The following is a 24,214-nucleotide window of genomic DNA, read 5'->3' as shown; positions in this document are numbered from 1 at the left end:
TTTCACTGCAACCGGGGAGATCTGTCCCCGCAGTCAAGCACGTCGGTTGAGGCCCGCGTGGCACAAGCGCAGCGGACCTACCTACCGAACGTATCAAGATGCGCGTCATGCGCTGATAACGCGAACCATGCCCTCTCGCCACAACGAAAAAACCTCCGGCAGGGCACTACCGGAGGTCTCTGGAGGCATACTGTGGAGCTAAGAGCCGTGACTTTCGAAATTGCCTGAGTAAGTATATGGCTGAGCAACTCAGGTAAGCAAGGGTTATTGATCCTCGTCACTATTAATTCTAAAGTTACTTTTCAACAACGACTAGGGGAAGCAAATGCGCAAGGTTGGTATACATAATTTTCCGGAGATCGATCGCGTTGTCTATGGCAAGTCCGCCGCTGAGGCTTTGAATGATGAAGCGGTGCGGTTGAATGCCAACCGCGTCTTCCTCTTGGTCAGCCGAACCTTGAATACCAAGACCGATGAGATCGAAAAGATTCGTCGTGCGCTCGGCAACAAGCATGTCGCGACGTTCGACGGAATTGCGCAGCACACGACTCGAAAACAGGCAGCGGAGGTCGCGCGTGAAGCAAATGAAGCGGAGGCCGATCTGGTTGTTGCCGTCGGCGGAGGTTCAGCCGTCGACCTTGCGAAGATCGTTATCATGGCGATGGAACATGATATTCGCGATGAAGCAGGGTTCGATCCGTTCGTAATGGGGCCTGGCGTCCCCTTCTCTCCATTCCGTGCACCTTCGGTGCGGCAGATCGCAGTGCCGTCGACGCTGAATGGCGGCGAATACAATGCCGGTGCGCTTGTCACGGACGAGCGCACCAAGCTAAAGCAGATATTCTTCCACCCGCAGATGTCGCCCTTGGCGGTCATTCTGGACCCCGCCCTTAGCCTCCATACGCCTATAAACCTATGGATGGGATCCGGGACCCGGTCGATGGATCACGGCATCGAAGCCCTGTGCTCGCCAGCCGGCACGCCATTGGCAGATGAAGTGGTCCTGTCGGGCATTCGTCTTTTGCGCGAAGGCATGCTCCGCACCTTGGAGCACCCGGATGATTTGGAAGCGCGCCGCCAATCGCAACAAGGCTCATGGCTCGCCGCTTTCGGTCTACAGGCGCGCGTTCCGATGGGGGCAAGCCACGGCATCGGGCACGTGCTCGGCGGCACTTTCGATGTTCCGCACTATTACTGCACGCCCGTGATCATGCCGAGCCTTCTTCGATACAACAAGGCCTTTACGGAGGATGCGCAGAGGCGCTTGGCGGCAGCCCTCGGCAGCCCGGATATGGAAGCTGGAGATGCCTTCGCTGATTTCGTCAAGACCCTCGGATTGCCCACGCGTCTGGCCGACGTCGGCGTAGGCGAAGACAAGTTCGAGAAGATCAGCAAAATTGCGATCAATCACCGCTTCGTTCAGGCCAATCCGCGGCCGTTCAAGAGCGAATCCGATATCATCGATCTGTTGCGAATGGCCGCTTAGCCGAACCGGTTTGCGCGATCTGTACTGGCTGAGGTGCGTGCGATAGGCAAAGAGTCGGCTTGCGTCGGTTTGAAGCAAGCCTTTTCTAGCCGTCGGCGCCGACACTCGCAGAACTCTATTCGCTCGTCGTCGCTGATCTTCCGGGGTACGGCGCGTCAGGCGTTCCCAAGATCGCCGTAGACATGTCGGCTGACGTTGGCGCTCGATCATCCCGAACGCCTTTCGCGACTCGTTGTCATCGACATATTGCTTACTTACAATTAGTTCGCTCGCCTCATCCTTTACCCGAGACGCTGATCTCGCGAGGCTCGGACGGATACTCCGGCCCCTGTGTTCGCGGAGAGTTTCGATCCCCGGGCCGTAGAACACTATCTCAGCGCGTTGTGCGATTCCGAACGCGTGCATCTACCGAGCCGGCGCCTATGCGGACTTCGAGCATGACAAGAGCGATCTTGATGCCGGTAAGGAAATTGCAGCGCGCCTTCATGTCATCTGTGGAAGCCGCGGTGTCGCCGCTTCGGGCGCCCAACCGCTGATCATCTGGAAACATTGGGCGATGCAGGTCACGCGAGACGCCGTCGAGGCGGGTTACTCCATGTGCGAGGAAACTCCAGATGCTACCCAGGGGTTATCCTGAAGTTTCTCGCGGGGCTAATCAGCCGACCGGCGCAGCGCCGACGGCCGAAGATCGGCGATACGAGGGTATCCATCGACGGCCATCAGCAAGTCCGCCTCGGCCAAGATGCATCGCAGCACGTGAACGATACCCTCGACGCCGTCGAGCGCCAAGCCATACGCATACGGCCGGCCAATGCCGACGGCCGTCGCGCCCAAAGCCAGAGCCTTGACAACATCCGTGCCTGAGCGAATTCCCGAGTCAAAAAGAACGGGCGTGTTGCCGGAGGCCTTGACGACGTCGGGCAGCAAGTCCACCGCCGCGATCCCGCCGTTCGCCTGGCGGCCGCCGTGGTTTGAACAATAGATGCCATCGACGCCAGCGTCGACGGCACGTCGCGCGTCGTCGGGATGACAAATGCCCTTCACGATCAAGGGCAGTTTCGTCAACGAGCGCAACCACGGAAGATCATCCCAGGTCAGGGGATTTCCGAAGATCGTCCCCCACTTCATGATAGCAGCGGCAACATCGCCCTCGGGCGGCTTTGCGAGACTGGCGCGAAATACAGGGTCCGAGAAATAGTTGACGAGGGCATGCCCGCGGAGCTGAGGGAAATTAGCCTGATTGAGATCCCGTGGACGCCACCCGGTAACCCACGTGTCCAACGTCACAACGATCCCCTTGAAGCCAGCGGCCTCCGCCCGGTGAACCAGGCTCTCGGCGAGCGCGCGATCGGTGGGCGTATAGAGCTGAAAAAAGCCTGGCGTCTCGCCGAACTCCGAAGCGACCTGTTCGAGCGGAGCGTTGCTCAAGGTCGATGCAATCATGGGCACGCCAAGCTTGCGTGCGGCCGTTGCCGTCGCAATATCACCGCGTCCATCCTGTGCGCATAAACCAATGACGCCAATCGGGCACAGGAATAGCGGTGTCGGAAGCCGCATTCCAAAGAGATTCACCGACATATCGCGCTTCACAGCGCCTACTAACATGCGTGGGATCAAACCCCAGCGTTCAAATGCGGACACGTTGACATTCTGAGTATGCTCGTTCCCGCAGCCACCTGCCACATAGGATACGATCCACGGCGGCATTGCGGCATGAGCCCGTGACTCGAGTTCACGAAAATCGACCGGAAGCTTCGGCAGCGCCCCGTGCAAGCCCGAACGATAGATTTCAAACTGGTAGTCGCCAAAATCAACCACGCCGACCTCCCTTGCCGTGTCATTTTGTAGAACGCAGCCACCGATGCGCTCCGGGCGAACATAAGCGCTCAGCGTTCCCCGACGAAACTGCCGTCCCTGCGACGGAGAAGGATATCGGATATCAGCGTCGTCGCGTCCTGAACGCCGGTCAGAGCCATCGTAATGTCGAGTTCCTTGCGGAGACTCTCGAGCACGAGCGTAACTTGCTTCTTTCCGCCGCATGCTAGACCGTCGCGATGCGACCTTTTGCCAGCCGTCGAAAATTCTGAATACTCGTTGTTGGCATGGCGATTTCAAATCGCGCGCGACAATCCGCGTTGTCCTCACGGCAAGAACTGCACTCTATCAGATCCGTCCCCGATCGCATCGCTATCAGGCAGCGGCCTCGCGAGCCTGACGCACCTCATACGACTTCACATGTGCATAGGCAGTGCTGAGGAGGATCGGGACCTCGCCTCCGGTGACGCGACCAAGCAAATCACCGAGAATATGATCGCCCTCCGTCGGAGCTCCGCGCTCGATATCTCGCGCCATGGAGGCAATGAGTGGAGAGCCGGGCGTTGTGAGAATGGAGCGTACGCGCTCGATGTAGGCCGGACGTGGTTCAAATCCCTGCTTAGCCGCAATCCCGCAGGCCTCGTCGAGCAACCTCATCACCACGCCGGATCCGCCGGCAGCTATGATGTCTCCGATCGAGGCGCGCATCAAGCAGGTCGCGCCGGCGATAGTGGCGATCATCACCCACTTTTCCCACATGGCCAGCAGAATGTTATCGCTGAGCTCGGCGTCGAAGCCAGCCCCCGACAAAGCACCGACGATCTCGGCGCGACGTTCAGATCGCGTCCTGTTCTGTTCGCCAAAACTCAGCGTATGCAGATCGGTCATGTGCAGAATGTTGCCATCGGCAGAAAGCGCCGCTGAGATGGTGCACTGGCCACCGAACACGTTCTTTTCACCGAACTTGGTGTTCAGCACGTCGAGATGACGCAAGCCATTCAACAAAGGTATGATGACCGAGTTTTTGCCTACCGCCGGAGCAAACGACTCCATCGCGCCGTCAAGATCGTAGGCTTTGCAGCTCACAATGATAAGATCATAGGGACCATTGAGCCGTTCGGAGGTGACGGTCGGAGGCGATGCCAGGTGCAGATCGCCAACCTTGCTCTTGACTACCAGCCCGCCTCTCGCGAGCGCCTCCGCGCGTTTGGGTCGTACCAGGAACGTGACGTCGCGCCCTGCTGCCAGAAGCCTAGCGCCAAAATATCCGCCCAGGGCGCCGGCTCCGATTACTAGTATCCGCAAGATTCATCTCCTCTTGAAGGTTGAAGGATCGTAGTTTCGTGCCGAGGCAGGATCCGAGTGTTAGCCTCGGCAGCGCCGAGAGTAGCGCCTCAGTGACCGCCGGCCAGCGTGACTATTCCACGGCGTTGACGAGCTTCCCGAACGGAATCCAGCTTTTTCCGTCGAAGCTCTCGAACTGAAGCGACGTCCACGCCTGGTTATTGCTCGCGCTGGTATTGATGGCGCTGCCGGGGAGCGCCATCGAAGGCGAGAAGTTCTTCAAGTTCAGCGCCTGCTTCATGATGTTGTCGCGCGTCAGGTCGTCGCCGCACTGCTGGAGGATCTTCTCAAGTATTTCGCCCTGGACGACACCGGCAACGTAAAGCGTCTCAGCCACATCGCCGCCGGGAATGTATTTGGCCAGAAACGTACGATAGCTTTTTACCCCAGGGTCGTGCTCCCACGTCGGATCCATCGGATCTTTCAGAAACGTGCTTGATATCACCCCCTTGGCGTTGTCGAGTCCTGCCGCCGCAAGCGTACCCGCTACGGACGTGGTTGAATTGATAATGACAGTCAAAGGAGTCCAGCCGATTTCCCGGCTTCTACGGAGAGCCTGCGCCGTGAATTTCGGCGATCCTGCGATGAACAACGATTCTGCTCCCGAGCTTTTTAGAGAAACGACTTGAGAGTCGACGGTCGGATCAGTCGCTTCGTAGGATTTTGTCACGACCAGTTTGCCGAAATCGTCCTTCATGTACGAGCGGAAAGCGCCGACAAAGTCCTTTCCCAGATCATCGTTCTGATAGAGGATGGCAATGCGCGAACCCGGCATCCGTTCAGTTATGAATTTCGCATACACCCGACCCTCGGTGTCGTAGCTCGGAAGCCCGGTCGTGGTGTAAGGATACTCGGCGTGATTGGTGAACTTGTTCGCGCCTGAGAGAACGAAGAGATGCGGTACTTTTTTGGTGTTTGCGTATTTTACGTTCGCAGAAATGCTTGCGGTCCCAAGCGGGCTGAACAGAAATGCGACCTCCTCGCTTTCAACGAGCTTGCGGGTCTGTTCGACGGATTTGCTTGGCGAGTATGCATCGTCGAGCGCTATCAGCCTGATCTTGCGGCCGTTAACGCCTCCCTTGTCATTGACGAACTCGACATAGGCCATCAATGCCTTGCCTACATTGCCGAGGGCCGAGGCAGGACCGCTGAACGGAAACGTCGCACCGACCTTGATCTCCGTTGCGGTCACCCCGACAGGGTCCTCGGCGTCGGCCTTCTGCGCAAAGGACACCGATCCGATCGCAAGCATCAGCGCCGCGAGCATGAATCTGTTCTGCCACATCGATAATTCTCCCCACAATGAGACGCTCTCGGCGTCGAATGGCGTTTCCGTTCTGTCCCCGCATCTGACGGCGGGGATTGCGCGTAGATGAGAGCGGCTTTGACTTGACCTGCCGTCTCCACCAGACAACATTCGGCGCCCTTTCGCGTGTATACCCGCGATCAGGCCTGCCGGATGATGACTGCCATCTGATCTTGCGGTGCGGGAAGCTGGCCGCAGCCAGCAAACCGCGCCTAATGCGTTTAGTCCCAGTAGCGCGAACCGTTTGCGTCCAATGCGCGACGATAAGACTCCAACGACTCCTGTCCAAAAGTGGTCTTCACGTCGAAGCCCTTCGCAACCTCGCTATGCATCTGGCGCGTCGTACGGCCAAGATATCTTCCGAAAAAGGAACGGCCACACCGGCAGTCGTGTGCGTGTGGGCGATGAAGTGGGCGTCGTCGCGCGCGGCATGAACCGAAGAATGGATGGTGAAGCCCCGCGCGTTCGCACGACCGGGAACGTCCACAACCTTGTTCCCATCAAGATTGATCTTGATAAAATTGGAGGCTGTGACTTCGTTGTATGCCAGCCCGAACGAATTGATCAGAATGTCCTGAGGACCCGGCACGCGAGCCGTGATGTGATTGTAGATGTGCTCGCACCAGCCTAACTCAAAAGGCACATGATAGAGGGCGGCGAGATCCTCGCGAACCCGCCGCTCTTTGGCGGCCGGAGCATGCTGGCTGACTGTTCCAGGGAAAGTTCGGACGTTCACGCGATCCCTCCGAGCATTGTTGCTGGCGGGACCTCAGTTGAGCAGATCCGGCTGTTCTTTTACGATCTTCGAATACAGGGTCTGAAATTGAAACCACCCTGTCCTTGAAGCACCGAGAATGGCGAAGGCCTGTTTTGCAGATGCTTCGGGAATGACCCTGAGATCTTGGCCGGTTCGCGCCGCCGCCGCCTCGGCAAGAAGCTGGACTTGGCACGACCGCTCCATCGTGATGAACCACCAGACCGCCTCATCCACGCTCTGTCCCACAGTCAACAGTCCATGGTTCTGCAAGATAGCCGCCTTGTGCGCTCCCAGCGCCTTAGCGATTTGCTGCCCCTCGTCCACTTCGACTGCCACGCCACCGTAATCTTCGTATAGAGCATGATCGTTGTAGAATGCGCAGGCATCCTGCGTGATCGGCTCCAGCTTCCGAGCCAACGTTGAGAACGCCCGGCCATACGTTGAGTGCGAATGCGCCGCACCGATCGAATCGGGACGAGCCGCATGAACGCTGGCGTGAATCGCAAAAGCAGCGGCATTGACGGGATGATTACCCTCGACCACTTCGCCTTTGTGATTGACCCGAATAAGATCCGACGCCCTGATCAACGCGAAGCTCATCCCGAAGCCGTTCACCCAAAACGTGTCCGTGAACTCCGGGTCACGCACGGTGATGTGGCCCGCGACCCCTTCGTCGAATCCGAACTTGGCAAAGAGCCTCAGTCCGGCAGCCAGTCGCTCTTTTCTGTGCTGTCTCTCTTCAGCCAAGGTCTTGAAGACAGGAGGCTGTGGCAACCCCGCGCGCATTCTCGTTACGGCTCCAGCATGTCGATCCTGCAGGTCATGTTCGTTCATCGTTTTGCCTTCGTATTCAATATGCCGCGCAAGGACCGCAGCACAGTGACGGGAATCGTTCGACGCCGCACCGATAAGGGGTTAGGTTCAGCTATCGGGTATTCGCTACTGCCACTAAACTGGCAGTAAGCAGCGCGAAAACAATTGAAATCGATTGTGGATCGTTGAATCTGGCTCACCGCACAATGTCGAAAGCCCACTCAGCCCTTCCTCCCTTGGCAAGTCTTCGTGCGTTCGAGGCTCTCGCACGGTCAGGTAGCGTCAAGCTTGCTTCAGAAAACCTGAACCTCACGCCATCTGCTATCAGCCATCAAATTCGTACGCTGGAAGCGCACTTCGGCGTTCAACTCGTGCGGCGCAGCGGCCGGAACATTGAACTCACCGAAAGCGGCGCGATTTATGCCAGTGCCGTGCTTACCGCCTTCGACGAACTATTTCGGGCCGGCGACTTCCTGGAGGATAGAAAGCGCGGCCCCATCGTCCGTGTCTGCGTGACGCCGACGTTCGCGATGCTCGCTGCGCTTCCTCACCTCGAGAGATTCCGTATCGACAATCCGGGCCTTGATCTGAGACTAGAGGCCAAGAATACGTTGGCCGATTTCGAGAGAGACAACATCGACGCCGCAGTCCAGTTCGGCGAGCCCCCGTTTGGCAGCCTGACCTATCATAGACTGCTGAGGTCGCGCGCCGCCCCATGCGCGGATCCGAAGCTATTGGATCGCTTCGCCCCAATTCAGCAGCCGGAAGACCTGACGAAGCTGCCATTGATAAAGTTCGCCACGGCACCGGATCTTTGGCAAAGTTGGTTCGAGGAGTACGAACCGCAGGTCGCCACGAAAGAACCGGACCTTGTGGGCGACAGCCTCTTGACGGCCATACAGATGGCTAGGTCATCAATGGGCGTGTTGCTGGCGCCCTTTCCTCTGATCGCACCTCTGGTCAGCAGCGGTGCCCTGACAGTCATACCGCGATGGGGCTCGAGACGCCCGGCGCTGAGGGACTTCTACTTCACCCATCGAAAGGTCGACGGTTCGTCCGAGAAGATCAAAGCCGTCCACAAATGGCTCAAGGCCGTAGCCAAGGCCTTGGAGACTGACGCCAAGAAATTGGGCATCTAGTAACTCTTCACGCGCGATGCTTGGATTTTTCGCGCTTCTGCGACCTCTTCGAGCTCGGACGCTTGGTCCGTATCGAGACTTTACGAGGTGCTTTCGTGGATCCGGGGACCTGCGGATCCTCGCCTAGGACATACTGGCGAGCCACGCTCATTATTTCCGATGCGAACTCCGGATGATCGACCGCCCGGGCCAAGAGCAACGCACCCACGATCTCGGACACGACGGCTATCGCCTCTCGCTTCGATGGGCCGTTCATATCTCCGGACAGAACGTCGATCATCTCTCTCAAGCCGTTTGAAAACGTCTTTCTGATCCCCACGCTGGCCCGCGGGACCTCGGCTCCGAGCGAGGGAAGCGCGCAACCGTTCGCGATATCGTCACGGTGTCGGTCCGTGAGGTAGTAGTCGACGATGCTCAAAAGGCGTTCGCCGGGATTCGAGCGATCAGCCGCCTTCCGCCATTGCTCCACCGAACCGTCCATGGCCCGGGCGAAAGCTCTTTCAATCAGATCACGACGAGACTTGAAATGGAGATAGAATCCGCCGTGCGTGAGGCCGGCAGACTTCATGAGCCCCGCGACCTTGATGCTTTCGATCCCCCGCTCGCGGATACGAGCCGAAGCGCACTCAACGATACGAGCCGACGTTCCGGCTCTATGTCCTTTCTCGTAGCGCATAATGTCTCGCCATCAACGAGCGACTGGCCGAGAATGCGCGGCCCAGCCCCCCCGCCCGTTGGGCCATAACCGGTCCAATCGCCGCTCTGGCTCATCGTAACCTAAGCCGATACAGCCCAACACGGCAAAGCTGCTGCCATGCCTATTCAACATTGAATTACGTAAGCCTGGCTCTGGATGATAGTTATCATCCACAATTCGCGAGGAGCCCGCCATGTCAAGGAGTGCTGCACCTTCGCCCGACCGGCCCGGTACTCCGGTGCAGACGGGCCAGAACTTTGAATCGAACGGGGTTCGGAAGCGGGTGGTACAGGCCAACGGACTGGAATTTCCGGTCCTCGAAGCCGGCGACGGGCCCCTGGTGCTATGTTTGCACGGGTTTCCCGACCATTCGCGAAGCTGGGTCTACGTCCTTAGCCGCCTCGCGCAAGAGGGATATCGGGCCGTTGCTCCGTCCCTGCGCGGATATTGGGCCGGAGGTGCTGCGCCCGACCGATCATACCGTGCCGCGGCACTTGGGCAAGACGTCCTCGCACTCATCGAGGGTTTGGGCGCCGAACAGGCCGACGTCATCGGTCACGATTTCGGAGCTCGATCTGCCTATTCCGCGGCGAGCCTCGACGCGTCGCGCATCCGCAAGCTCGTGGGGTTGGCGGTGCCTTATGGGAAAGGCTTGCCGCAAGCCTTCGTCGCCGACGGCGATCAACAACGACGAAGCTGGTATATGTTCTTCTTTAACAGCCGCTTTGCCGAGCCGGCCGTTCAGCTCAACGATTTCGCCTTCCTCCACCGCCTCTGGCGTGAATGGTCGCCAGGTTATCAAATGCCAGCTTCGGATCGCAAGGCGCTCATCGACACGTTCAGTCAACCCGGAGTACTACCCCAGACGCTCTCCTACTATCGGCAATTGTTCACCCCGCCGCCCGAAGCGGAGGCGCAAGCCCTGGAAGCTCGCGCAAACGGCCCGATCGCCGTCCCGACGCTCTATCTGCACGGCGAGGAGGACGGCTGCATGTCGGTGCGGATCAGCGACGATATGGCTGCAGCTTTCACGAAAGGCTTCGAGCGCATCGTCGTGCCCGGCGTGGGCCATTTCCTTCATCTGGAAAAGCCCGAAGCTGTTTTGAGCCATATTCTGCCGTTCCTCAGAAGCTGAGCTGCAACGCGCGGCACTGTCCCGGCGGCCCTGCCGTTCCGTTCAAACAACGCTCAATCAAGTCAGCGAAAGGATACTTCGATGGCCAGTCCCATTCTGATTACTGGCGCCGGTGGAGACGTCGGCTCCGTGAGCAAGACGATAATCAATATGCTCATCGAAGCGAAAAGGCCGGTACGTGCCTTCGTCCGTAAGGAAGACGAGCGGGCGCAAGCTCTCCGACAGCTGGGCGTCGAGGTACTCGTTGGCGATCTGCTCAACATCGCCGACGTTGCGGCCGCCCTAAAGGGCTGTCGCCGGGTCTACTTCAGCATGAGTCTGAACCCTTATTACACCGATGCAACCATCTTGATGGCTGCCGCCGCCCGAGCGCAAGGAGATATCGAAGTATTCGTCAACATTTCGGAGTTCGAGCAGTCTTACATGAACTTCGCGAGAATGACGGCTCACCGTGAGGCGAGGCGTGAATGGTTGGGGGGACTGGTTACGGACTGGTCGCCGCAACAGCGGGCCCATTGGTCATCGGAACAGGCGCTGAATTGGTCCGGACTTCCGGTCGTCCATGTCCGGGCAACCATGTTCGTCGAGAACCCGATCCTCGCCTGGTTTCCCCTGAAGCAACTGATGGGCGCAGGCGAGCTTCATCTTCCCTTCGGCAACAAGAAGATCGCACCGATCGCCGCTTACGACGTGGCGGAGGTCTGCGCCAAGATCCTGGCCGACCCTACGGGCCATGTATCGAAGACCTACGAACTCACCGGTCCGGCGGCGAAAGACATGAAGGGGTTCGCGGAGGATTACGCCGCGACCTTGGGAAAGCCAGTTTCGTATGTGCCTCAAGACTTGGAGGCGTGGATCGACGCTTACATCAATGGTGCCCTGGCAGCACGCATCCCCCATACCGCCGAGCACTTAGGAATCATCACACGCTTGGCCGCGAGTGGACGGTACGAGGGCGTTACGGGCGAGCTCGAACAGCTCCTCGGGCGCGCTCCGAAGGACTTCAGATGGGCGCTTGAGCGATCCCCACGGGTCCGCGCAGCGCGGGCCGACGCGTAGACGGCGCGGTTAAGGGTCCGGAACTCTTAAATCGCAGCTCGGGCCTTCCCCGCCACCTTCCGAGGGCCTTTTGCTGCCGACTTTGCAGCGGCCTTCGCACGTTGGACTGGACGGCGCATCAGGGCCTCGGAGGCTCGGTTCAGATGGCGAAAGCATTCGTCATGTTGAAGGCCACGGCTCAATTTCCCGCTGACGTGCCGGAGGCCCCACCGACCCAGGGCCAAGACGACGACGCCGAGCTCTTGGCCGGCGTCCGTCAGAGTGTAGTCCGCCCTCGGAGGATGATCGCTATAGAACTCGCGCCGGACGAGGCCGTGTTCTTCGAGTTTTTTGAGACGATCGGAAAGAACATTGGGCGCCATCCCAGGCAATCGCTCCTGCAGATCCTGGAAACGCATAGTGCCAGGAAGCAGGTCCCGGATTATGAGAAGTGTCCAGCGCGCGCCGACAATATCCAGCGTCCGAGCAACCGGACAAGTTTCATCAAGACTGTTTTTCGCCATCGAAGCATTCCTAGAACGAGTATCTTGTTCAAACATAGTCAATATTCCGGGAATTGGAACTAGACCCGAGCGCAAGGGCATGATTCGAGGGGGGCCCCGGCGGCGCGCCGCGATCCATCGGCGACGACGCTGCACACCACGGCGGATCGGATGCCTCATCGCCAACCCCCAACCCGCCGCGAAAGGCACTACGAGCCGGTCACCGCCCGATTACGCGCGACGACTTGGTCATGGGCGAGCTTGCCGCCTCCAGCCGTAAACTCCCTCAAGAGCGCGTCCCTATTCGCCGGCGCCTGGGACCGGTTGGCCCGCCGGAGGGCAAATTTCAGCTCATCGACCGTCAGGTCCGTGCAGTACGCCGGGGTACCCGGCTGCTGACGCCAGGAATCCTCTAGATTGCCCGCGTCCAGCGCGTCGAATCCTGTGGCATCCACCAAGGAGGAGGTCATAGCCTTGGCCTGAGCGCTATCCCCCGCAACCGGGATAGCAATACGTCCCGGCAGTCCCCGCGGCTGCCCCTTCTTCGCCAACGTTTCAGCCAGCGCCGCATTCCAGGCCTTGACGACCCTCCGGCCGATCTTCTCGCTCGCCCAGACACTCTCAGGGGTGCCGCCATCGACTGCAGCAATCGCACCATCTCGGAAGGGGTAGTAGTTTGCTGTGTCGACTACGGGGACTTCCGGAGGCACGGCGTGGAGGAGAGAGGCGATGTCAGGGTACCTCCCGAATGGGATCGAAAGAATGATCATCTCTGCGCCTCGTACGGCCACGTCCGCGGTCACGGCCGTAGCGCCCATCTTGCGGGCGATATCGCGGATGGTCGCTGGTTCCTTCGAGTTGGCAAGTTTTACGTCATGCCCGCTGGCCGCCAGCTTCCGCGCGAGGGTCGAACCTATATTTCCGGCTCCGACGATCCCGATCTTCATGGGTCCTCCTTCTCTCGGTCAATTCGCGGTCAACTCGACGGCGGTTCGTGACAACCGCACGCACCATGCGCTGGCTCTTGTCCCTATCTTCGTCGAGTTCGGCGGCCCGCCGAGTTATTGCGCGCCGCTCCTCAGCTCGCGGCGCAAGATCTTTCCGACATTACTCTTCGGAAGTTCAGACCTGAACTCGATCTGCTTAGGAACCTTGTATGCAGTCAACTGCGTTCCGGCAAAATTGACGAGCTCCTCTGCCGTCAATTGAGGATCATGACGGACCACAAAAACTTTGACCGCTTCGGTGGATTTGGGATCCGGCACACCGATCGCGGCGCACTCTAGAACGCCGGGGTGACCCGATATGACCGCCTCGACTTCGTTCGGATACACATTGAAGCCGGAAACGATAATCATGTCTTTCTTGCGGTCCACGATCCTGGTGAAGCCGTCGGCCGACATGACCCCGACATCGCCTGTTCGGAAGAACCCGTCGCTTGTCATCACTCGCGCGGTCTCGTCCGGCCTATTCCAGTAGCCGGGCATCACCTGGGGTCCTTTCCCGCAGATCTCGCCGGCTTCACCGATCGGCAATTCGTTTCCCTCATCGTCGCGGATAGAAATATAGGTCGATGGAAGGGGCAGACCGATGGTTCCGGAAAACTCCGTCATATTCGGCAATGTGGTTGTGAGGGTCGGAGACGTCTCGGACAGCCCGTAGCCTTCGGAAAGAACGCAGCCCGTGACTGCGAGCCACTTGTCCGCGACGACTTTCTGGACCGCCATGCCTCCACCGATGGTCATCCGCAGCTCCGAAAAATCCACATTCTTGAAGTCAGGATGGTGCAGGAGAGCATTGAACAACGTGTTGACCGCTGGAAAGCTGTGAACTCTGTATCTACGCAACTCGCGGACTAGTCCGTCGATATCACGCGGGTCCACGATCAGAAGATTGATGCCACCGCGTCGCACGGAAAACAGGAAGCAAACCGTAAGAGCGAAGATGTGATACAACGGCAATGCGCAAACGGTCAGCAAAGACTCGCCCGCTGGAAGGCTGCGGAAGGCAGGCGCGCTCCACGCAGAAATCTGAAGCACGTTGGCCACCATATTGCGATGGAGCAAAGTCGCTCCTTTCGACACGCCTGTCGTACCTCCCGTATACTGCAAAAAGGCCACGTCGTTCGGACCGATGTCAGGTCTCTTCAGCTTCATTTCTCGACCGGTTGAGAGCGCATCATTGAACGAGACTGCGTCCGGCAGGGAATGGACTGGTGACTTTACGAGGTACCCCTTAGGGTCGAGCCGACCCCCCATAGATGAAACTACTACGATGTGTTTGACATTCGTCCTTGGCAGCACCTTTCCCAAGGTTGCAGCGAAATTTTCGAGTATGAAGATCGCTTCGGCGCCCGAATCCTTTAGTTGATGCTCGAGCTCCCTAGGCGTGTAGAGCGGATTCACGTTCACGACAGCGCAACCGGCACGCAATGCCGCCGCGCCAGTGATCGGGTTTTGGAGAACGTTCGGCATCATCACCGCAACCCGACTCCCCTTTGCCAAGCCTTTGCTCTGCAGGTAAGCGGCGATTGCAGCCGACATCTCGTCGAGCTCGCGGTAGGTGATCGCCTTGTCCATGCAGATGGCCGCTTTACGATCCCCGAACTTCGCAAAGCTCTCTTCGAACATCTCTATCAATGACGGAAACTGATCGACGTCGATATCCGCCGGCACGCCGTCGGGATAATTCTGCAGCCAAAATCGTTCCACCTTACTGCCTCCCCAACGAGGACGCTTTGCGGCCTCGCTCTCTCCACCGAATGCGACACAATCACTCGGTCGGCTCTTTAGCGCGAATCCATTAGAAACTTAAGTTCCTTTTTAATATTGACTTTCTATTGAAAGTGAAGTGACCTGCCCTTGCTCGTTTCGGTAAGCCAGACTGAACTCGCGACAGATGCCGCTCGGCTGACCGAGCCACGTTGATGGCGGAAGGACATGTCCGGCAGGGCCCCCTTTCGTTCTCACGCGAATAGTACTGGCCGGGACTGACAAACGGGGAGAAGACGAATGACGATCGCAGAGTTCATAGGCAACGAAGTCAATGCAAACCGGGTCGTGCTATTCATGAAGGGATCGCCGAGTTCGCCGGCCTGCGGATTTTCGGCGCAGGTTGTTCGTATCCTCGATCATTTGGGCGTGACGTTCAGGTCGCACGACATCTACCAGTCCGAGGAATTGCGGCAAGGAATCAAGGCGTATTCGGACTGGCCGACGATTCCGCAACTCTACGTGCGCGGGGAATTCGTTGGCGGCTGTGACATCGTCACGGAAATGTTCCAGTCGGGCGAATTGCAACAGTTGCTGTCGGAAGAGCACCAAGTCGCGCAGTCGTCCTGAACTTGCCGTAACAACGCTGAGGCACGCCTGCTTGTCATGATAACAGCGAGGCCATCAGCTCTGGGGGCGGCACTCCGCCGCTGTCTCGAGCAATTCTCGGCCGAGCTCGCTCGACCTCGCCATCGCTCTGGCGAGCGTTAAAACCCCGACGATGCGCCAGGCGATATCCGTCGCGTCGCCGCGTGCAGAGTCCTTATCAGGCAAAAGCTTCACGATAGAGCGCAGCGGGCTTTGTCGCCGGTTTATGAGTACTCCTAGATCGAGCACTTTGCGATGTTCACGTGCGCCGATGGGTCGCGACCGCTCCCCTTCTCGCTGTGATAGCTTCACACCAACGAGTGGGGGACGTGGGCTATCAAGGATGGGCCATGGTCGACCAAGGACAATGGCAAGTAGCTGGAAATGCTGCTGAGACATACGAGGAGGCCCTTGTTCCGGCTGTCTTCGCGCCTTGGGCACCGCTCGTAGTTGCTCTTGCGGACCCGCGAGCAGGTGAGCGCGTACTGGACGTCGCATGCGGTACCGGCGTGGTGGCGCGGCTCGCTGCGCAGCGAGTAGGCACCTGCGGGAGCGTTACCGGTCTCGACCTTAATCCGGGTATGCTGGCGGTCGCTGCCTCTATCGCAGCTTCGCGCCCGCCCACAAGCGCACGGATTACGTGGCAAGAGGCCAGCGCGACGAACATGCCTCTGCCTGACGAGGCATTCGATGTCGTGTACTGCCAATTGGGACTCCAATTCTTTCCAGATCGACCCGCCGCACTGCGCGAGATGTATCGCGTGCTGGTGCGCGGCGGCCGCCTCGGCTTAATGGTGTGGCAGGACATCCAATTCAGTCCCGGGTTCAGCGCCTTAGCCGTTGCGCTTGCGCGGCATGTCAGCACTGACGCGGCGAGCATCATGCGCGCTCCCTTTGCGCTCGCAAACAGCTGCGCGTGCTCGTGGCTGCGGAAGGCTTCAGCGACATAAGGATTGAGTCGGTTGCAGGAACCGTTCGTTTTCCGTCAACTTCGCGGTTTGTGCAGGACTATGTGCGCGGTTCGCCGCTCTCAGGCCATGTGGCCAAACTCTCGGATGAAACCCGTAGAGCCCTGGTCAGCGAGGTAGAGGATGCGATGATGTCTCATGTCGCCGATGATGGGCTAAAATTTCCAATCAAGGCGTACCTCGCCAGTGCGGTGAAGCAAGCATAGCGGTCGGACATAGCCGATGCCCAAATGAAGGTTTCGCTGCCTCCTGCGGACTGGGGGCCAACGTGCGAGATGGGTCATTTTCGATGGTTTCAGCGGAGATTGCCAGCCTGGCAGAAGTCCCATGACGAAGGGCGCGTGTGCCAACATCCCGCCGAAAAGCAATCGCAGCGACCCAATCCGCTTCAGCCTGTTTCTCTATCGCGCTCTTTCCCAGCTTGGACGGCAGCGCGGCATCGAGAATTCACAGAAGAGACAGCTTTTTCTCTATAACTCGTCAGATACATTTATGGTCTCTGCCGGCCTTCGATTTCGCTAAATCTGAGGTAGACTCTTGTCTTCCTAGCTCGCAGGACGAAATGAAGCTCCTCGAACCATTTGCGCTCTGGTCCGGGATCGTAAAAAACAGGATCGTGATGGCGCGGATGTCCCGATCTTTCGGCTTTCCGGATTTCCGTGTGGAATCCGCCCGTCCAGCCCGCGGTGAGCCGGTCCGGATGTCGCCGGATCAAGCCTCGATCCCGCTCGCGCGAGGGAATCTCACCCTCGTCCGGAGGGGCGGCGCGAGCCTTTCCCCGTCGCGGCGGCGCCCGAACTCTTGCGACCTCCCGCGCCCCTCCGATCGCGTCAAATGACGCGTCCCCCCACGTCCTGCATGGACCGCTGACAATCCGGCGGACAGGCTGCTCCACCACGACCACACATGCCTCCGCGCGATCCTTGCAGGTCGCGAGCCCGGAAAACTTCCGCCCGCTGCGGAGCGCGGCGCATAGCTTGCGCTCGATGCCCGACTCGAGCTCCGCCCTGGCGGCCAAAGCCGGATGGCTGTCGATCCGGGCCGTGAAGGTGCGGACGATCGAGGGCATTGGGCTGGTTCGCTGGGCCGGACGCCCATGGCGATGAGCTGCAGGCGAAGGAGGTTTCTACGCGTTAATCCGGATGGCCGATTCATCGAATTGGAGTAGGCGCTCGGCGGCGAGCGAGATCGCAATTCCGGCGCGGACAATGCCGATCTGAGCACACAGGCCAGCACGCTCGGTGGGATCCCCTAAGGCGCAAATTTCCCTACCCGCCATCTCACTTTCTCATCTGCACCCGGGCCCGCCTTCGGTCGAACATCCCGCTGGCGGACGGTGGCGTCCGTGCGCTCGTCGATGATCTTCAACCTCACCCGGCCTCCTCCGTTTGTGTTGACGAATTCGAGCGGAGGTCCATCGCTGCCGGCAACTCCCCATTTGTCACCGAGTTGGGCAAGGGCTTGAATCACGAGCACCATGTCCCATCCCCTGGCGGATGGAACATATTCGTGGCGTGCGGGACGCGTTCGATAGACGCGGCGCTCGATGAGACCATTCTGCCCGAGATGCTTCAACCGAGCGGACAGCGTGGCGTCGGTGATGCCGGTCGATCTCTTCAGATCTTCGTACTTGCTCAGTCCCAACGTTAGATCGCGCAATATCAAGAAAGCCCAGCGGTCACCCACCGCTTCTAGAACGCCGGCGATCGAGCATGTCATGCCCTCAAAACCTTTAAGTCGCATTGGCGATCGATCCGAGCAAAGCTCTCATGGAATACTCTCGGTGGGCCGCCGGCTTCGGCGACGACGACCGGCGGCAAAAACAACTTGCTGACAGTCACTACTATTATTAGAGTGACTATAAGTAAATAAGCCAATGACCGGAGGAAATCATGCCTGCCACAGCAAGCACCGGCGAAGTGACAATCGAAATCAATGGGTTACGTCGGACAGGAACGGTCGAGGCCCGTCGGCTGCTGGTCCATTTCCTAAGGGAGGACCTCGGCCTTACCGGCACGCATGTCGGATGTGACACCTCGCAGTGCGGTGCCTGCACCGTAGAGATCGATGGAACGGCGGTGAAATCCTGCACGGTCCTCGCCGTCATGGCAGATGGCGCATCGATCACGACGATCGAAGGGCTGACCGACCGCCGTGGGGAACTCAGCCGCGTTCAGAAGGCTTTCCACGATCACCACGCGCTTCAGTGTGGTTTCTGCACGCCCGGCATGGTGATGAGCGTGAGGAATTTGTTGAGGGAAAACCCCAATCCCACCGAGCGCGAGATCCGGCACGGTTTGGCGGGAAATATCTGCCGGTGCACGGGCTACCATAACATCGTTCGGGCCGTCGAAAGCCTCGCATCGGAAGGAAGCGCGGCATGACCATCTCTCAGGGCGCTCGACAGGTAGGCCAACCTCTCAAGCGGCGAGAGGACCTCAAACTGCTTGCCGGCAGAGGTCGCTACGTCGACGACCTGAAGCTGCCTGGCATGCTGTACATGGCGATACTCCGATCGCCGCACGCGCATGCCAAGATCAGCAGCATCGATCTATCGCTTGCAAAGGCCGCACCCGGGGTTCGGCTGGCTCTTTCCGGCACGGCGCTCGAGGATAGGATCGGCCCTATCGTGCCTAACTGGATCATTCCCGGCAGTAAGGTGCCGGTACGTCGGGTGGTCGCTACCGACCGAGTAAGGTTTGTAGGCGAGGGCGTCGCCCTGGTGGTGGCGGAGAGCTTGGCGCAAGCCTACGACGCCATCGGCCTGATCGAGGTCGAATACGATGTTCTGCCCTCGGTGACCGAGGAGCAGGAAGCCGTCCGCGGCGACGCGCCCCAGCTTCACGAAAACGTACCGGGCAACATCACCACTCTCTACAAGGTCAAGGGGGGCGACTACGAGAAGGCAAATCGGGAAGCCGACCAAGTCGTCAACCTCCGCATCGTCAATAACCGGCTCATTCCAACGTGCATGGAAACGCGCGCGATCGTCGCAGCGCCCGAGCCCGACGGAACGCTCACAGTCTATATCGGCAGCCAAGTCCCTCATATGCACCGCCGCTGGATTGCAGAGACGGTCCGCATTCCGGAACATCAATTGCGGGTAGTAGCGCCCGACATCGGCGGGGGTTTCGGTGCCAAGATGCATTTGTATCCGGAAGATCTGCTTTGCCCGTACCTCGCTCGCGAGCTGAGCGCACCCGTGAAGTGGTGGGAGACACGCTCTGAGAGCCATCAATCGACCAGCCACGGCCGCGCCCATACCGAGGATCTGCAGATCGCCTTCAATAACGACGGCCGGATCCTGGGCCTCAAGGTCAGCACGTTGGGGAACGTCGGAGCCTATCTTTCCAACATGGCGACTGGCGGGCCCACCGTGAACACGGTCAACTTCGGGACGGGCACTTACAAAATCGAAAACTACGAGGCGCTTTCCAAGGTGGTGGTCACCAATACGGTGCCTGTGGATGCCTATCGCGGTTATGGACGGCCAGAAGGAGCTTACATCGCGGAGCGGGCCATCGATGCCGTGGCTCGCCATCTGAACCTCGATCAGGTCGAGGTGCGTCGGCGAAACTTCATCCAAGCCTCCGATTTTCCTTATCGTCCCTACGGCAGCACCGGCGTCGTGTACGACAGCGGAGACTATCAGGCGTTGCTGGACAAGGCCCTCGACGCATTCGATTACGAGGGAAAACGTGGAGAATGCGAGGCGCTGCGGGGCAATGGCATCTACCGCGGCATTGGGCTCGCCGCCTACACCCACATGTGCGGCATGGCTCCATCGCGCCGCTTGGCTGCGGGCGGATTTGATCGGGGCGGTTGGGAAAGCGCCCGCGTCAGCATCGATTCCAGCGGGCGAGCCACGATCTACTCGGGTTCTATGAGCCAAGGGCAAGGTCATGCCACGTCTCTGGCGCAAATCGCTGCAGACGTCCTGCAAATTCCCCTCGAGGACATCGAGATCGTCCAGGGCGACACGCGCCAAGTGCAGGCAGGACATGGGACCTTCAATTCACGTTCGATGGCCGTCGGCGGATCGAGCGTGCACGTGTCCTCCCATCGCGTGATCGCCAAAGCCAAGACGATCGCCGCCGGTATGCTGGAGGTGGACGAGAAGGACGTTTCCTACTCTGCGGGTGCGTTCACAGTTCCGGGCACCGATATCGCCCCGCTGACCTTCTCCAAGGTGGCCCGCATGGCGTACGTCGGCCACAAGCTGCCCGACGGCGTCGCCCCCGGTCTCGACGAGACGGTTTTCTACGATCCTACCGGCATGGGGGCACCGTCCGGCGTCCACATGGCCTACGTCGAGGTCGATCCCGAGACGGGAATCGTCGATATTCTGGACTACGTCGCCGTCGATGACGTCGGTACGCTGATCAACCCGCGTCTCGCCGCCGGACAGATACATGGCGGAGTCGTTCAGGGAATAGCTCAGGCACTCTTCGAAGAAGTCAGCTACGACTCCGATAGCGGACAACTCTTGACAGGGTCATTGCTCGACTATGCCGTTCCGCGCGCCGAGCACGTGCCGAATATCCGATCATCATTCCAGCAAACTCCCTCGCCGACCAATCCGATCGGCGTGAAAGGTATCGGTGAGAGCGGCTCGATCGCAGCCCCGCCCTGCATGGTGCACGCGGTTCTTGATGCGCTGTCGCCGTTCGGGATCAAGCATCTCGACATGCCTCTGACGCCTCCCCGGATATGGGCAGCAATTCGAAGCGCTCGCGAAGGAGACGCACGATGATCCCCGCGGCTTTTGACTACGTTCGCGTATCTTCACTTTCGCAGGCCATCGAATTCCTGCGCGATAATCCCGACGGAGCGAAACTGCTGGCAGGCGGCCACACTTTGCTTCCGGCGCTCAAATTGCGGTTGGCTTCGCCCGAGCTCCTGATCGACATCGGGAGTGTCGCCGAGATCAAGGGGATCGAGATCGGCGAAACACATGTAAAGATCGGTGCGCTGACGACCCACTCCGAGCTCGCGGCTTCTGAACCGTTGAACGAGATATTTCCGATCTTCCGCGAAACTGGCAGCGTCCTTGCCGACCCTCAGGTACGCAACCGCGGCACGATCGGCGGATCCCTTGCGAATGCCGATCCCGCGGCAGACTGGCCTGCCGTCGTTTTGGCGCTGCGGGCGAAAATCCAGATCGCCGGCGCGACAGGACCTCGATTTGTCCCAGCGGAGGAATTTTTTCTCGATATCTTTTCCACGGCGCTGGAGCCGGACGAGATCCTTGCCTCGATCCAAATACCCAAGCCGAAAGCCGGCACGCGCTACGCTTACCGCAAGATCCGGCACCCGGCCAGCGGGTTCGCCGTCGTTGGGATCGCGATAGCCGTGCGGACGTCGGATGGCGTCGTCGATGAAGCTTCCATTGGGGTCACCGGTGCCACGAACCACGCATTTGTGGGTAAGGAAGCGTCCGAATTTCTGACCGGCAAGGTCTTGTCGCAAGATAACATCGACGAGGCTGCACGAATCCTTGGTGAGAACACTGAGTGTCTCTCGGACCGCTATGCGCCGGCCGAATACCGCGCGAATCTGGTTCGAGTCGAACTCAGACGAGCTTTGCTTGAGCTTTCTTAGGGAGTCGAACATGTCGATCGTGCTCATCAGGGCGACGCCGCAGATGAGGAGCGCGAAGGCGATCGGCATCCCGAGCGCCATGGCGCCGAGCAGCGAAAAGGTGAAGACGGCGATCGTCGTGGCATGATCCGGGTGACGCGAAGGGAATGAACCGGCGTGGTGGGGATGGAGGACATCACTGCTCCTCCGATTCCTTGACCGCGACCATCTCCTCCTCGCTCGCTGCCCGCTGACCACGCGGTACAGGTCGTAGAGGAGGATGATCGCGGTCGACACGCCGAAGATCACGCCGACCGCGTAGAAGATGCCCATCGAAAGACCGGTGGCCCGGGGGCGCGGTCATCCACGTTGATGATGGTTTGGCGCCAGCTTCCCGAGAGCAGCAGCCAGTCGGCGAACAGCATCAGGCCGTAATTAAGGACGAAGCAGATGCGCGTGCCGGCGGCCGGCGGCCTCCGGATCAACGTATCGACGCCGAGATGGGCGAGCTCGCGCATCGCGCGACGATGGCGCCGAGGAAGGTCAACCAGACCAGCAGCCAGCGCGACAGCTCCTCGGAAATCGTGATGCCGGAGTTGAAGCCGTAACGCAGCACGACGTTGCCGAACACCAGCACCACCATGACCGCAAGACACGCGGCAATGACGGCCTTGAGAAACGTGCAATAGAGGTCGAGAGCGCGTGCCATGCGTGACGTCCGGGCAAATGAGCGATGTGAGCCGGCCCGGGGCCGGCTCCGCCGCCCGCGTGATGACGGCGTTGATTACTTCACGTCCTTGCGGATGCGCTCTACTTCGTCGTTGAAGACCTTCACCGTGTCGGGACGCAGATTGGCCGAGATCTTGTCTACGACCGGCTGCACCGTCTTGCGCATGCGGTCGGTCTCCTCAGGCGCGATCGCGTTGTACTGCATGCCCTTGGCCTGCAATTCCGCCAAGGCCTTTTCGGTCTGCAGGCGCGTCTGCTCCTTCTGGTAGCCGCGGCTCTCTTCATAGGCCTCGTGCATCAGGCGCTGTTCGGTCGGCGACAGCTTGTCCCAGAACGCCTTGCTCGCCAGGATGATGTTGAGGGTGAAGGTGTGTTTGGTGGCGGAGACGTATTTCTGCACCTCATAGAACTTGTTGGAGAGAATGACCGTATAGGGATTCTCCTGGCCGTCCACGGTGCGGGTCTCAAGCGCCGAATACAGCTCACCGAAAGCCATCGGGGACCGGGTTAGCCTTAAACGCACCGAAGCTTTCGAGATAGACCGGGTTCGGGATCACTCGGAGCTTGAGGCCGGCGAAGTCCTCGAGCTTGGTGATCGGACGGGTGCCGTTGGTGACGTTGCGAAAGCCCAAGCTCCAATAGCCGAGACCGATCAGATTTTTGGACGGCAAGGTAGCGAGCATGGCCTTGCCGAACTTGCCGGTCGCCAGCGCGTCGGCCTGCTCGGAGGTGTTGAAGAGGAATGGGAAGTCGATCAGGCCGAACTCCGGAACGACCGTTGCGTGCGACGTGGTCGAGGCCGACAGCATCTCCTGCGTGCCGCCGCGCAGCGCGGATTGCTGCTGCAATTCATTGCCGAGCTGTGAGGCCGCGAACTCGCGGACCTTCATCTTGCCCCGCTCTTCGCCAGCAGGATCTCGGCGAACTTCTGCACGCCAAAGCTGACGGGGTGATCGGTGTTGTTCAGGTGCCCCCATCTGATGGTGCGCTCTTGGATGTCATCGGCGGCGGATGCGCCGACCGTCAGCGCCACGCAGATCGCCGTCCCAGACAGCGCCCGTACCAACACGCTCGCGAGCTGCCCGGATGCCGATTTGACTCGTCTCTCTCGGTCGGCGCTGCGCAGGATAACTTCCATGCTGCTGCGCAAGGCCTACCGCTACAGGATCTACCCCGACGCCGCTCAGGAGGAGCTCTTCCGGCGGACGATCGGCTGCTGCCGGCGGGTCTACAATCTGTGCCTGGAGCAGAAGAACGAGTATCTCCGTCGCCGGAAGAGCCTCTCGAAGTTCGACCAGATCAAGGAGCTGACTGCGCTCAAGGAGGAGTTCGACTTCCTGTACGAGGTCCCCACCACCCGCTGCAGCAGGCGGTCTACGACGTCCATGCGGCCTTCGACAACTACTTCGCAGGACTGAAGCGGCGGCGGGAGCTCGCGATCCGCGGCATCAAGACCGATCCGGACGACTTCCCGAAGTGGCCGACGTTCCACATAAGCGCGGCCGCAAGGAGAGCTTCCGCTATTCCGACCCCAAGCAGATCAAG

At 59.6% G+C, this 24,214-nt stretch carries 25 protein-coding genes and 2 pseudogenes; 12 read left to right on the top strand and 15 right to left on the bottom strand.

Going from position 1 to position 24,214, the window contains the following annotated elements; genetic code table 11:
* Positions 1–325 precede the first annotated feature (325 nt).
* Positions 326–1,486 carry an iron-containing alcohol dehydrogenase gene (locus tag BRAD3257_RS08525; RefSeq protein ID WP_122401493.1) on the top strand — a complete coding sequence of 387 codons (1,161 nt, stop codon included), beginning with the start codon at positions 326–328 and terminating at the stop codon, positions 1,484–1,486.
* Between the two features lie 651 nt (positions 1,487–2,137).
* Here BRAD3257_RS08525 and BRAD3257_RS08520 read toward each other — a convergent pair.
* From BRAD3257_RS08520 to BRAD3257_RS08500, 6 genes and pseudogenes are all read right to left on the bottom strand, one after another.
* A complete protein-coding gene (locus BRAD3257_RS08520; protein WP_162500031.1) occupies positions 2,138–3,304 on the bottom strand; it encodes a lactate 2-monooxygenase in 1,167 nt (388 codons plus the stop codon).
* Between the two features lie 68 nt (positions 3,305–3,372).
* A pseudogene (locus tag BRAD3257_RS40035) lies at positions 3,373–3,528 on the bottom strand (hypothetical protein); the annotation flags it as partial.
* A 148-nt stretch (positions 3,529–3,676) separates the two neighbouring features.
* Positions 3,677–4,606, bottom strand: a complete 930-nt coding sequence (locus BRAD3257_RS08515; protein ID WP_122401491.1) for a ketopantoate reductase family protein — start codon at positions 4,604–4,606, stop codon at positions 3,677–3,679.
* A gap of 112 nt (positions 4,607–4,718) precedes the next feature.
* Positions 4,719–5,930 carry an ABC transporter substrate-binding protein gene (locus BRAD3257_RS08510; protein ID WP_244607887.1) on the bottom strand — a complete coding sequence of 404 codons (1,212 nt, stop codon included), beginning with the start codon at positions 5,928–5,930 and terminating at the stop codon, positions 4,719–4,721.
* Positions 5,931–6,249: 319 nt separating this feature from the next.
* A complete protein-coding gene (locus BRAD3257_RS08505) occupies positions 6,250–6,687 on the bottom strand; it encodes a class II aldolase/adducin family protein (RefSeq protein ID WP_122401490.1) in 438 nt (145 codons plus the stop codon).
* A gap of 33 nt (positions 6,688–6,720) precedes the next feature.
* Positions 6,721–7,542 carry a class II aldolase/adducin family protein gene (locus tag BRAD3257_RS08500; RefSeq protein WP_122401489.1) on the bottom strand — a complete coding sequence of 274 codons (822 nt, stop codon included), beginning with the start codon at positions 7,540–7,542 and terminating at the stop codon, positions 6,721–6,723.
* 185 nt (positions 7,543–7,727) lie between these two features.
* Here BRAD3257_RS08500 and BRAD3257_RS08495 point away from each other — a divergent pair, with 185 nt between their 5' ends.
* Positions 7,728–8,660, top strand: coding sequence for a LysR substrate-binding domain-containing protein (locus tag BRAD3257_RS08495; protein ID WP_122401488.1), 933 nt, complete (start codon positions 7,728–7,730; stop codon positions 8,658–8,660).
* Between the two features lie 7 nt (positions 8,661–8,667).
* Here BRAD3257_RS08495 and BRAD3257_RS08490 read toward each other — a convergent pair whose 3' ends face one another.
* Positions 8,668–9,336, bottom strand: coding sequence for a TetR/AcrR family transcriptional regulator (locus BRAD3257_RS08490; protein WP_122401487.1), 669 nt, complete (start codon positions 9,334–9,336; stop codon positions 8,668–8,670).
* A gap of 214 nt (positions 9,337–9,550) precedes the next feature.
* On the opposite strand from BRAD3257_RS08490, the gene BRAD3257_RS08485 reads away from it, so the two are divergent.
* Both BRAD3257_RS08485 and BRAD3257_RS08480 read left to right on the top strand, forming a co-directional pair.
* Positions 9,551–10,492: an alpha/beta fold hydrolase gene (locus BRAD3257_RS08485; RefSeq protein ID WP_122401486.1), complete on the top strand. Its 942-nt coding sequence runs from the start codon at positions 9,551–9,553 to the stop codon at positions 10,490–10,492.
* Between the two features lie 81 nt (positions 10,493–10,573).
* Positions 10,574–11,551, top strand: a complete 978-nt coding sequence (locus BRAD3257_RS08480) for an NAD(P)H-binding protein (protein ID WP_174221558.1) — start codon at positions 10,574–10,576, stop codon at positions 11,549–11,551.
* 26 nt (positions 11,552–11,577) lie between these two features.
* Here BRAD3257_RS08480 and BRAD3257_RS08475 read toward each other — a convergent pair whose 3' ends face one another.
* The 3 genes from BRAD3257_RS08475 to BRAD3257_RS08465 all read right to left on the bottom strand — a co-directional run bounded on the left by BRAD3257_RS08475 (position 11,578) and on the right by BRAD3257_RS08465 (position 14,744).
* Positions 11,578–12,054, bottom strand: coding sequence for a winged helix-turn-helix transcriptional regulator (locus BRAD3257_RS08475; protein WP_122401485.1), 477 nt, complete (start codon positions 12,052–12,054; stop codon positions 11,578–11,580).
* A 188-nt stretch (positions 12,055–12,242) separates the two neighbouring features.
* Complete coding sequence (locus BRAD3257_RS08470) at positions 12,243–12,980, bottom strand: NADPH-dependent F420 reductase (protein WP_122401484.1); 738 nt, start codon at positions 12,978–12,980, stop codon at positions 12,243–12,245.
* 114 nt (positions 12,981–13,094) lie between these two features.
* Entirely contained in the window at positions 13,095–14,744 is a 1,650-nt protein-coding gene (locus BRAD3257_RS08465) for a long-chain-fatty-acid--CoA ligase (protein WP_122401483.1), read from the bottom strand.
* A 300-nt stretch (positions 14,745–15,044) separates the two neighbouring features.
* On the opposite strand from BRAD3257_RS08465, the gene grxD reads away from it, so the two are divergent.
* The 4 genes and pseudogenes from grxD to BRAD3257_RS40810 all read left to right on the top strand — a co-directional run.
* Positions 15,045–15,374: a Grx4 family monothiol glutaredoxin gene (gene grxD, locus BRAD3257_RS08460; protein ID WP_122401482.1), complete on the top strand. Its 330-nt coding sequence runs from the start codon at positions 15,045–15,047 to the stop codon at positions 15,372–15,374.
* A gap of 368 nt (positions 15,375–15,742) precedes the next feature.
* The gene (locus BRAD3257_RS08450) at positions 15,743–16,342 is read left to right on the top strand and encodes a methyltransferase domain-containing protein (protein WP_244607886.1); all 600 of its coding nucleotides are present in this window, start codon (positions 15,743–15,745) and stop codon (positions 16,340–16,342) included.
* Positions 16,309–16,566, top strand: a complete 258-nt coding sequence (locus tag BRAD3257_RS40815) for a hypothetical protein (RefSeq protein ID WP_244608071.1) — start codon at positions 16,309–16,311, stop codon at positions 16,564–16,566. Before BRAD3257_RS08450 ends, BRAD3257_RS40815 begins: the two co-directional genes overlap by 34 nt.
* Before the next feature lie 121 nt (positions 16,567–16,687).
* Positions 16,688–16,789 (top strand): annotated as a pseudogene (locus BRAD3257_RS40810) (IS5/IS1182 family transposase); the annotation flags it as partial.
* Positions 16,790–17,611: 822 nt separating this feature from the next.
* Here BRAD3257_RS40810 and BRAD3257_RS08435 read toward each other — a convergent pair.
* Entirely contained in the window at positions 17,612–18,103 is a 492-nt protein-coding gene (locus BRAD3257_RS08435; protein WP_122401479.1) for a winged helix-turn-helix transcriptional regulator, read from the bottom strand.
* Between the two features lie 149 nt (positions 18,104–18,252).
* Between BRAD3257_RS08435 and BRAD3257_RS08430 the strand changes: the two genes are divergently transcribed.
* The 3 genes from BRAD3257_RS08430 to BRAD3257_RS08420 are packed head-to-tail and all read left to right on the top strand — an operon-like array spanning position 18,253 to position 21,961.
* Positions 18,253–18,744 (top strand): (2Fe-2S)-binding protein, encoded by a 492-nt coding sequence (locus BRAD3257_RS08430; protein ID WP_122401478.1) that lies wholly within the window; start codon positions 18,253–18,255, stop codon positions 18,742–18,744.
* Positions 18,741–21,113, top strand: a complete 2,373-nt coding sequence (locus BRAD3257_RS08425) for a xanthine dehydrogenase family protein molybdopterin-binding subunit (RefSeq protein WP_122401477.1) — start codon at positions 18,741–18,743, stop codon at positions 21,111–21,113. Before BRAD3257_RS08430 ends, BRAD3257_RS08425 begins: the two co-directional genes overlap by 4 nt.
* The gene (locus BRAD3257_RS08420) at positions 21,110–21,961 is read left to right on the top strand and encodes an FAD binding domain-containing protein (protein ID WP_122401476.1); all 852 of its coding nucleotides are present in this window, start codon (positions 21,110–21,112) and stop codon (positions 21,959–21,961) included. Before BRAD3257_RS08425 ends, BRAD3257_RS08420 begins: the two co-directional genes overlap by 4 nt.
* Positions 21,962–22,421: 460 nt before the next feature.
* Here BRAD3257_RS08420 and BRAD3257_RS40805 read toward each other — a convergent pair whose 3' ends face one another.
* The 4 genes from BRAD3257_RS40805 to BRAD3257_RS40800 form a co-directional block, all read right to left on the bottom strand.
* Positions 22,422–22,649 (bottom strand): TRAP transporter small permease subunit, encoded by a 228-nt coding sequence (locus BRAD3257_RS40805; RefSeq protein WP_244607885.1) that lies wholly within the window; start codon positions 22,647–22,649, stop codon positions 22,422–22,424.
* 75 nt (positions 22,650–22,724) lie between these two features.
* Entirely contained in the window at positions 22,725–23,165 is a 441-nt protein-coding gene (dctP, locus tag BRAD3257_RS41695; RefSeq protein ID WP_283809942.1) for a TRAP transporter substrate-binding protein DctP, read from the bottom strand.
* Positions 23,152–23,559 (bottom strand): TRAP transporter substrate-binding protein DctP, encoded by a 408-nt coding sequence (gene dctP / locus BRAD3257_RS41690; protein WP_283809941.1) that lies wholly within the window; start codon positions 23,557–23,559, stop codon positions 23,152–23,154. The genes dctP (BRAD3257_RS41695) and dctP (BRAD3257_RS41690) overlap by 14 nt, the downstream gene beginning before the upstream one ends.
* Complete coding sequence (locus BRAD3257_RS40800) at positions 23,556–23,702, bottom strand: hypothetical protein (RefSeq protein WP_244607884.1); 147 nt, start codon at positions 23,700–23,702, stop codon at positions 23,556–23,558. The genes dctP (BRAD3257_RS41690) and BRAD3257_RS40800 overlap by 4 nt, the downstream gene beginning before the upstream one ends.
* A 103-nt stretch (positions 23,703–23,805) precedes the next feature.
* Here BRAD3257_RS40800 and BRAD3257_RS39630 point away from each other — a divergent pair, with 103 nt between their 5' ends.
* Entirely contained in the window at positions 23,806–24,087 is a 282-nt protein-coding gene (locus BRAD3257_RS39630) for a helix-turn-helix domain-containing protein (RefSeq protein WP_160118779.1), read from the top strand.
* Positions 24,088–24,214 lie beyond the last annotated feature (127 nt).

Source organism: Bradyrhizobium vignae (assembly GCF_900324035.1).
GTDB classification, from domain to species: Bacteria; Pseudomonadota; Alphaproteobacteria; order Rhizobiales; family Xanthobacteraceae; genus Bradyrhizobium; species Bradyrhizobium vignae.
The sequence above is the reverse complement of the archived record's forward strand: the minus strand, read 5'-3'. Positions and strand labels throughout refer to the sequence as shown.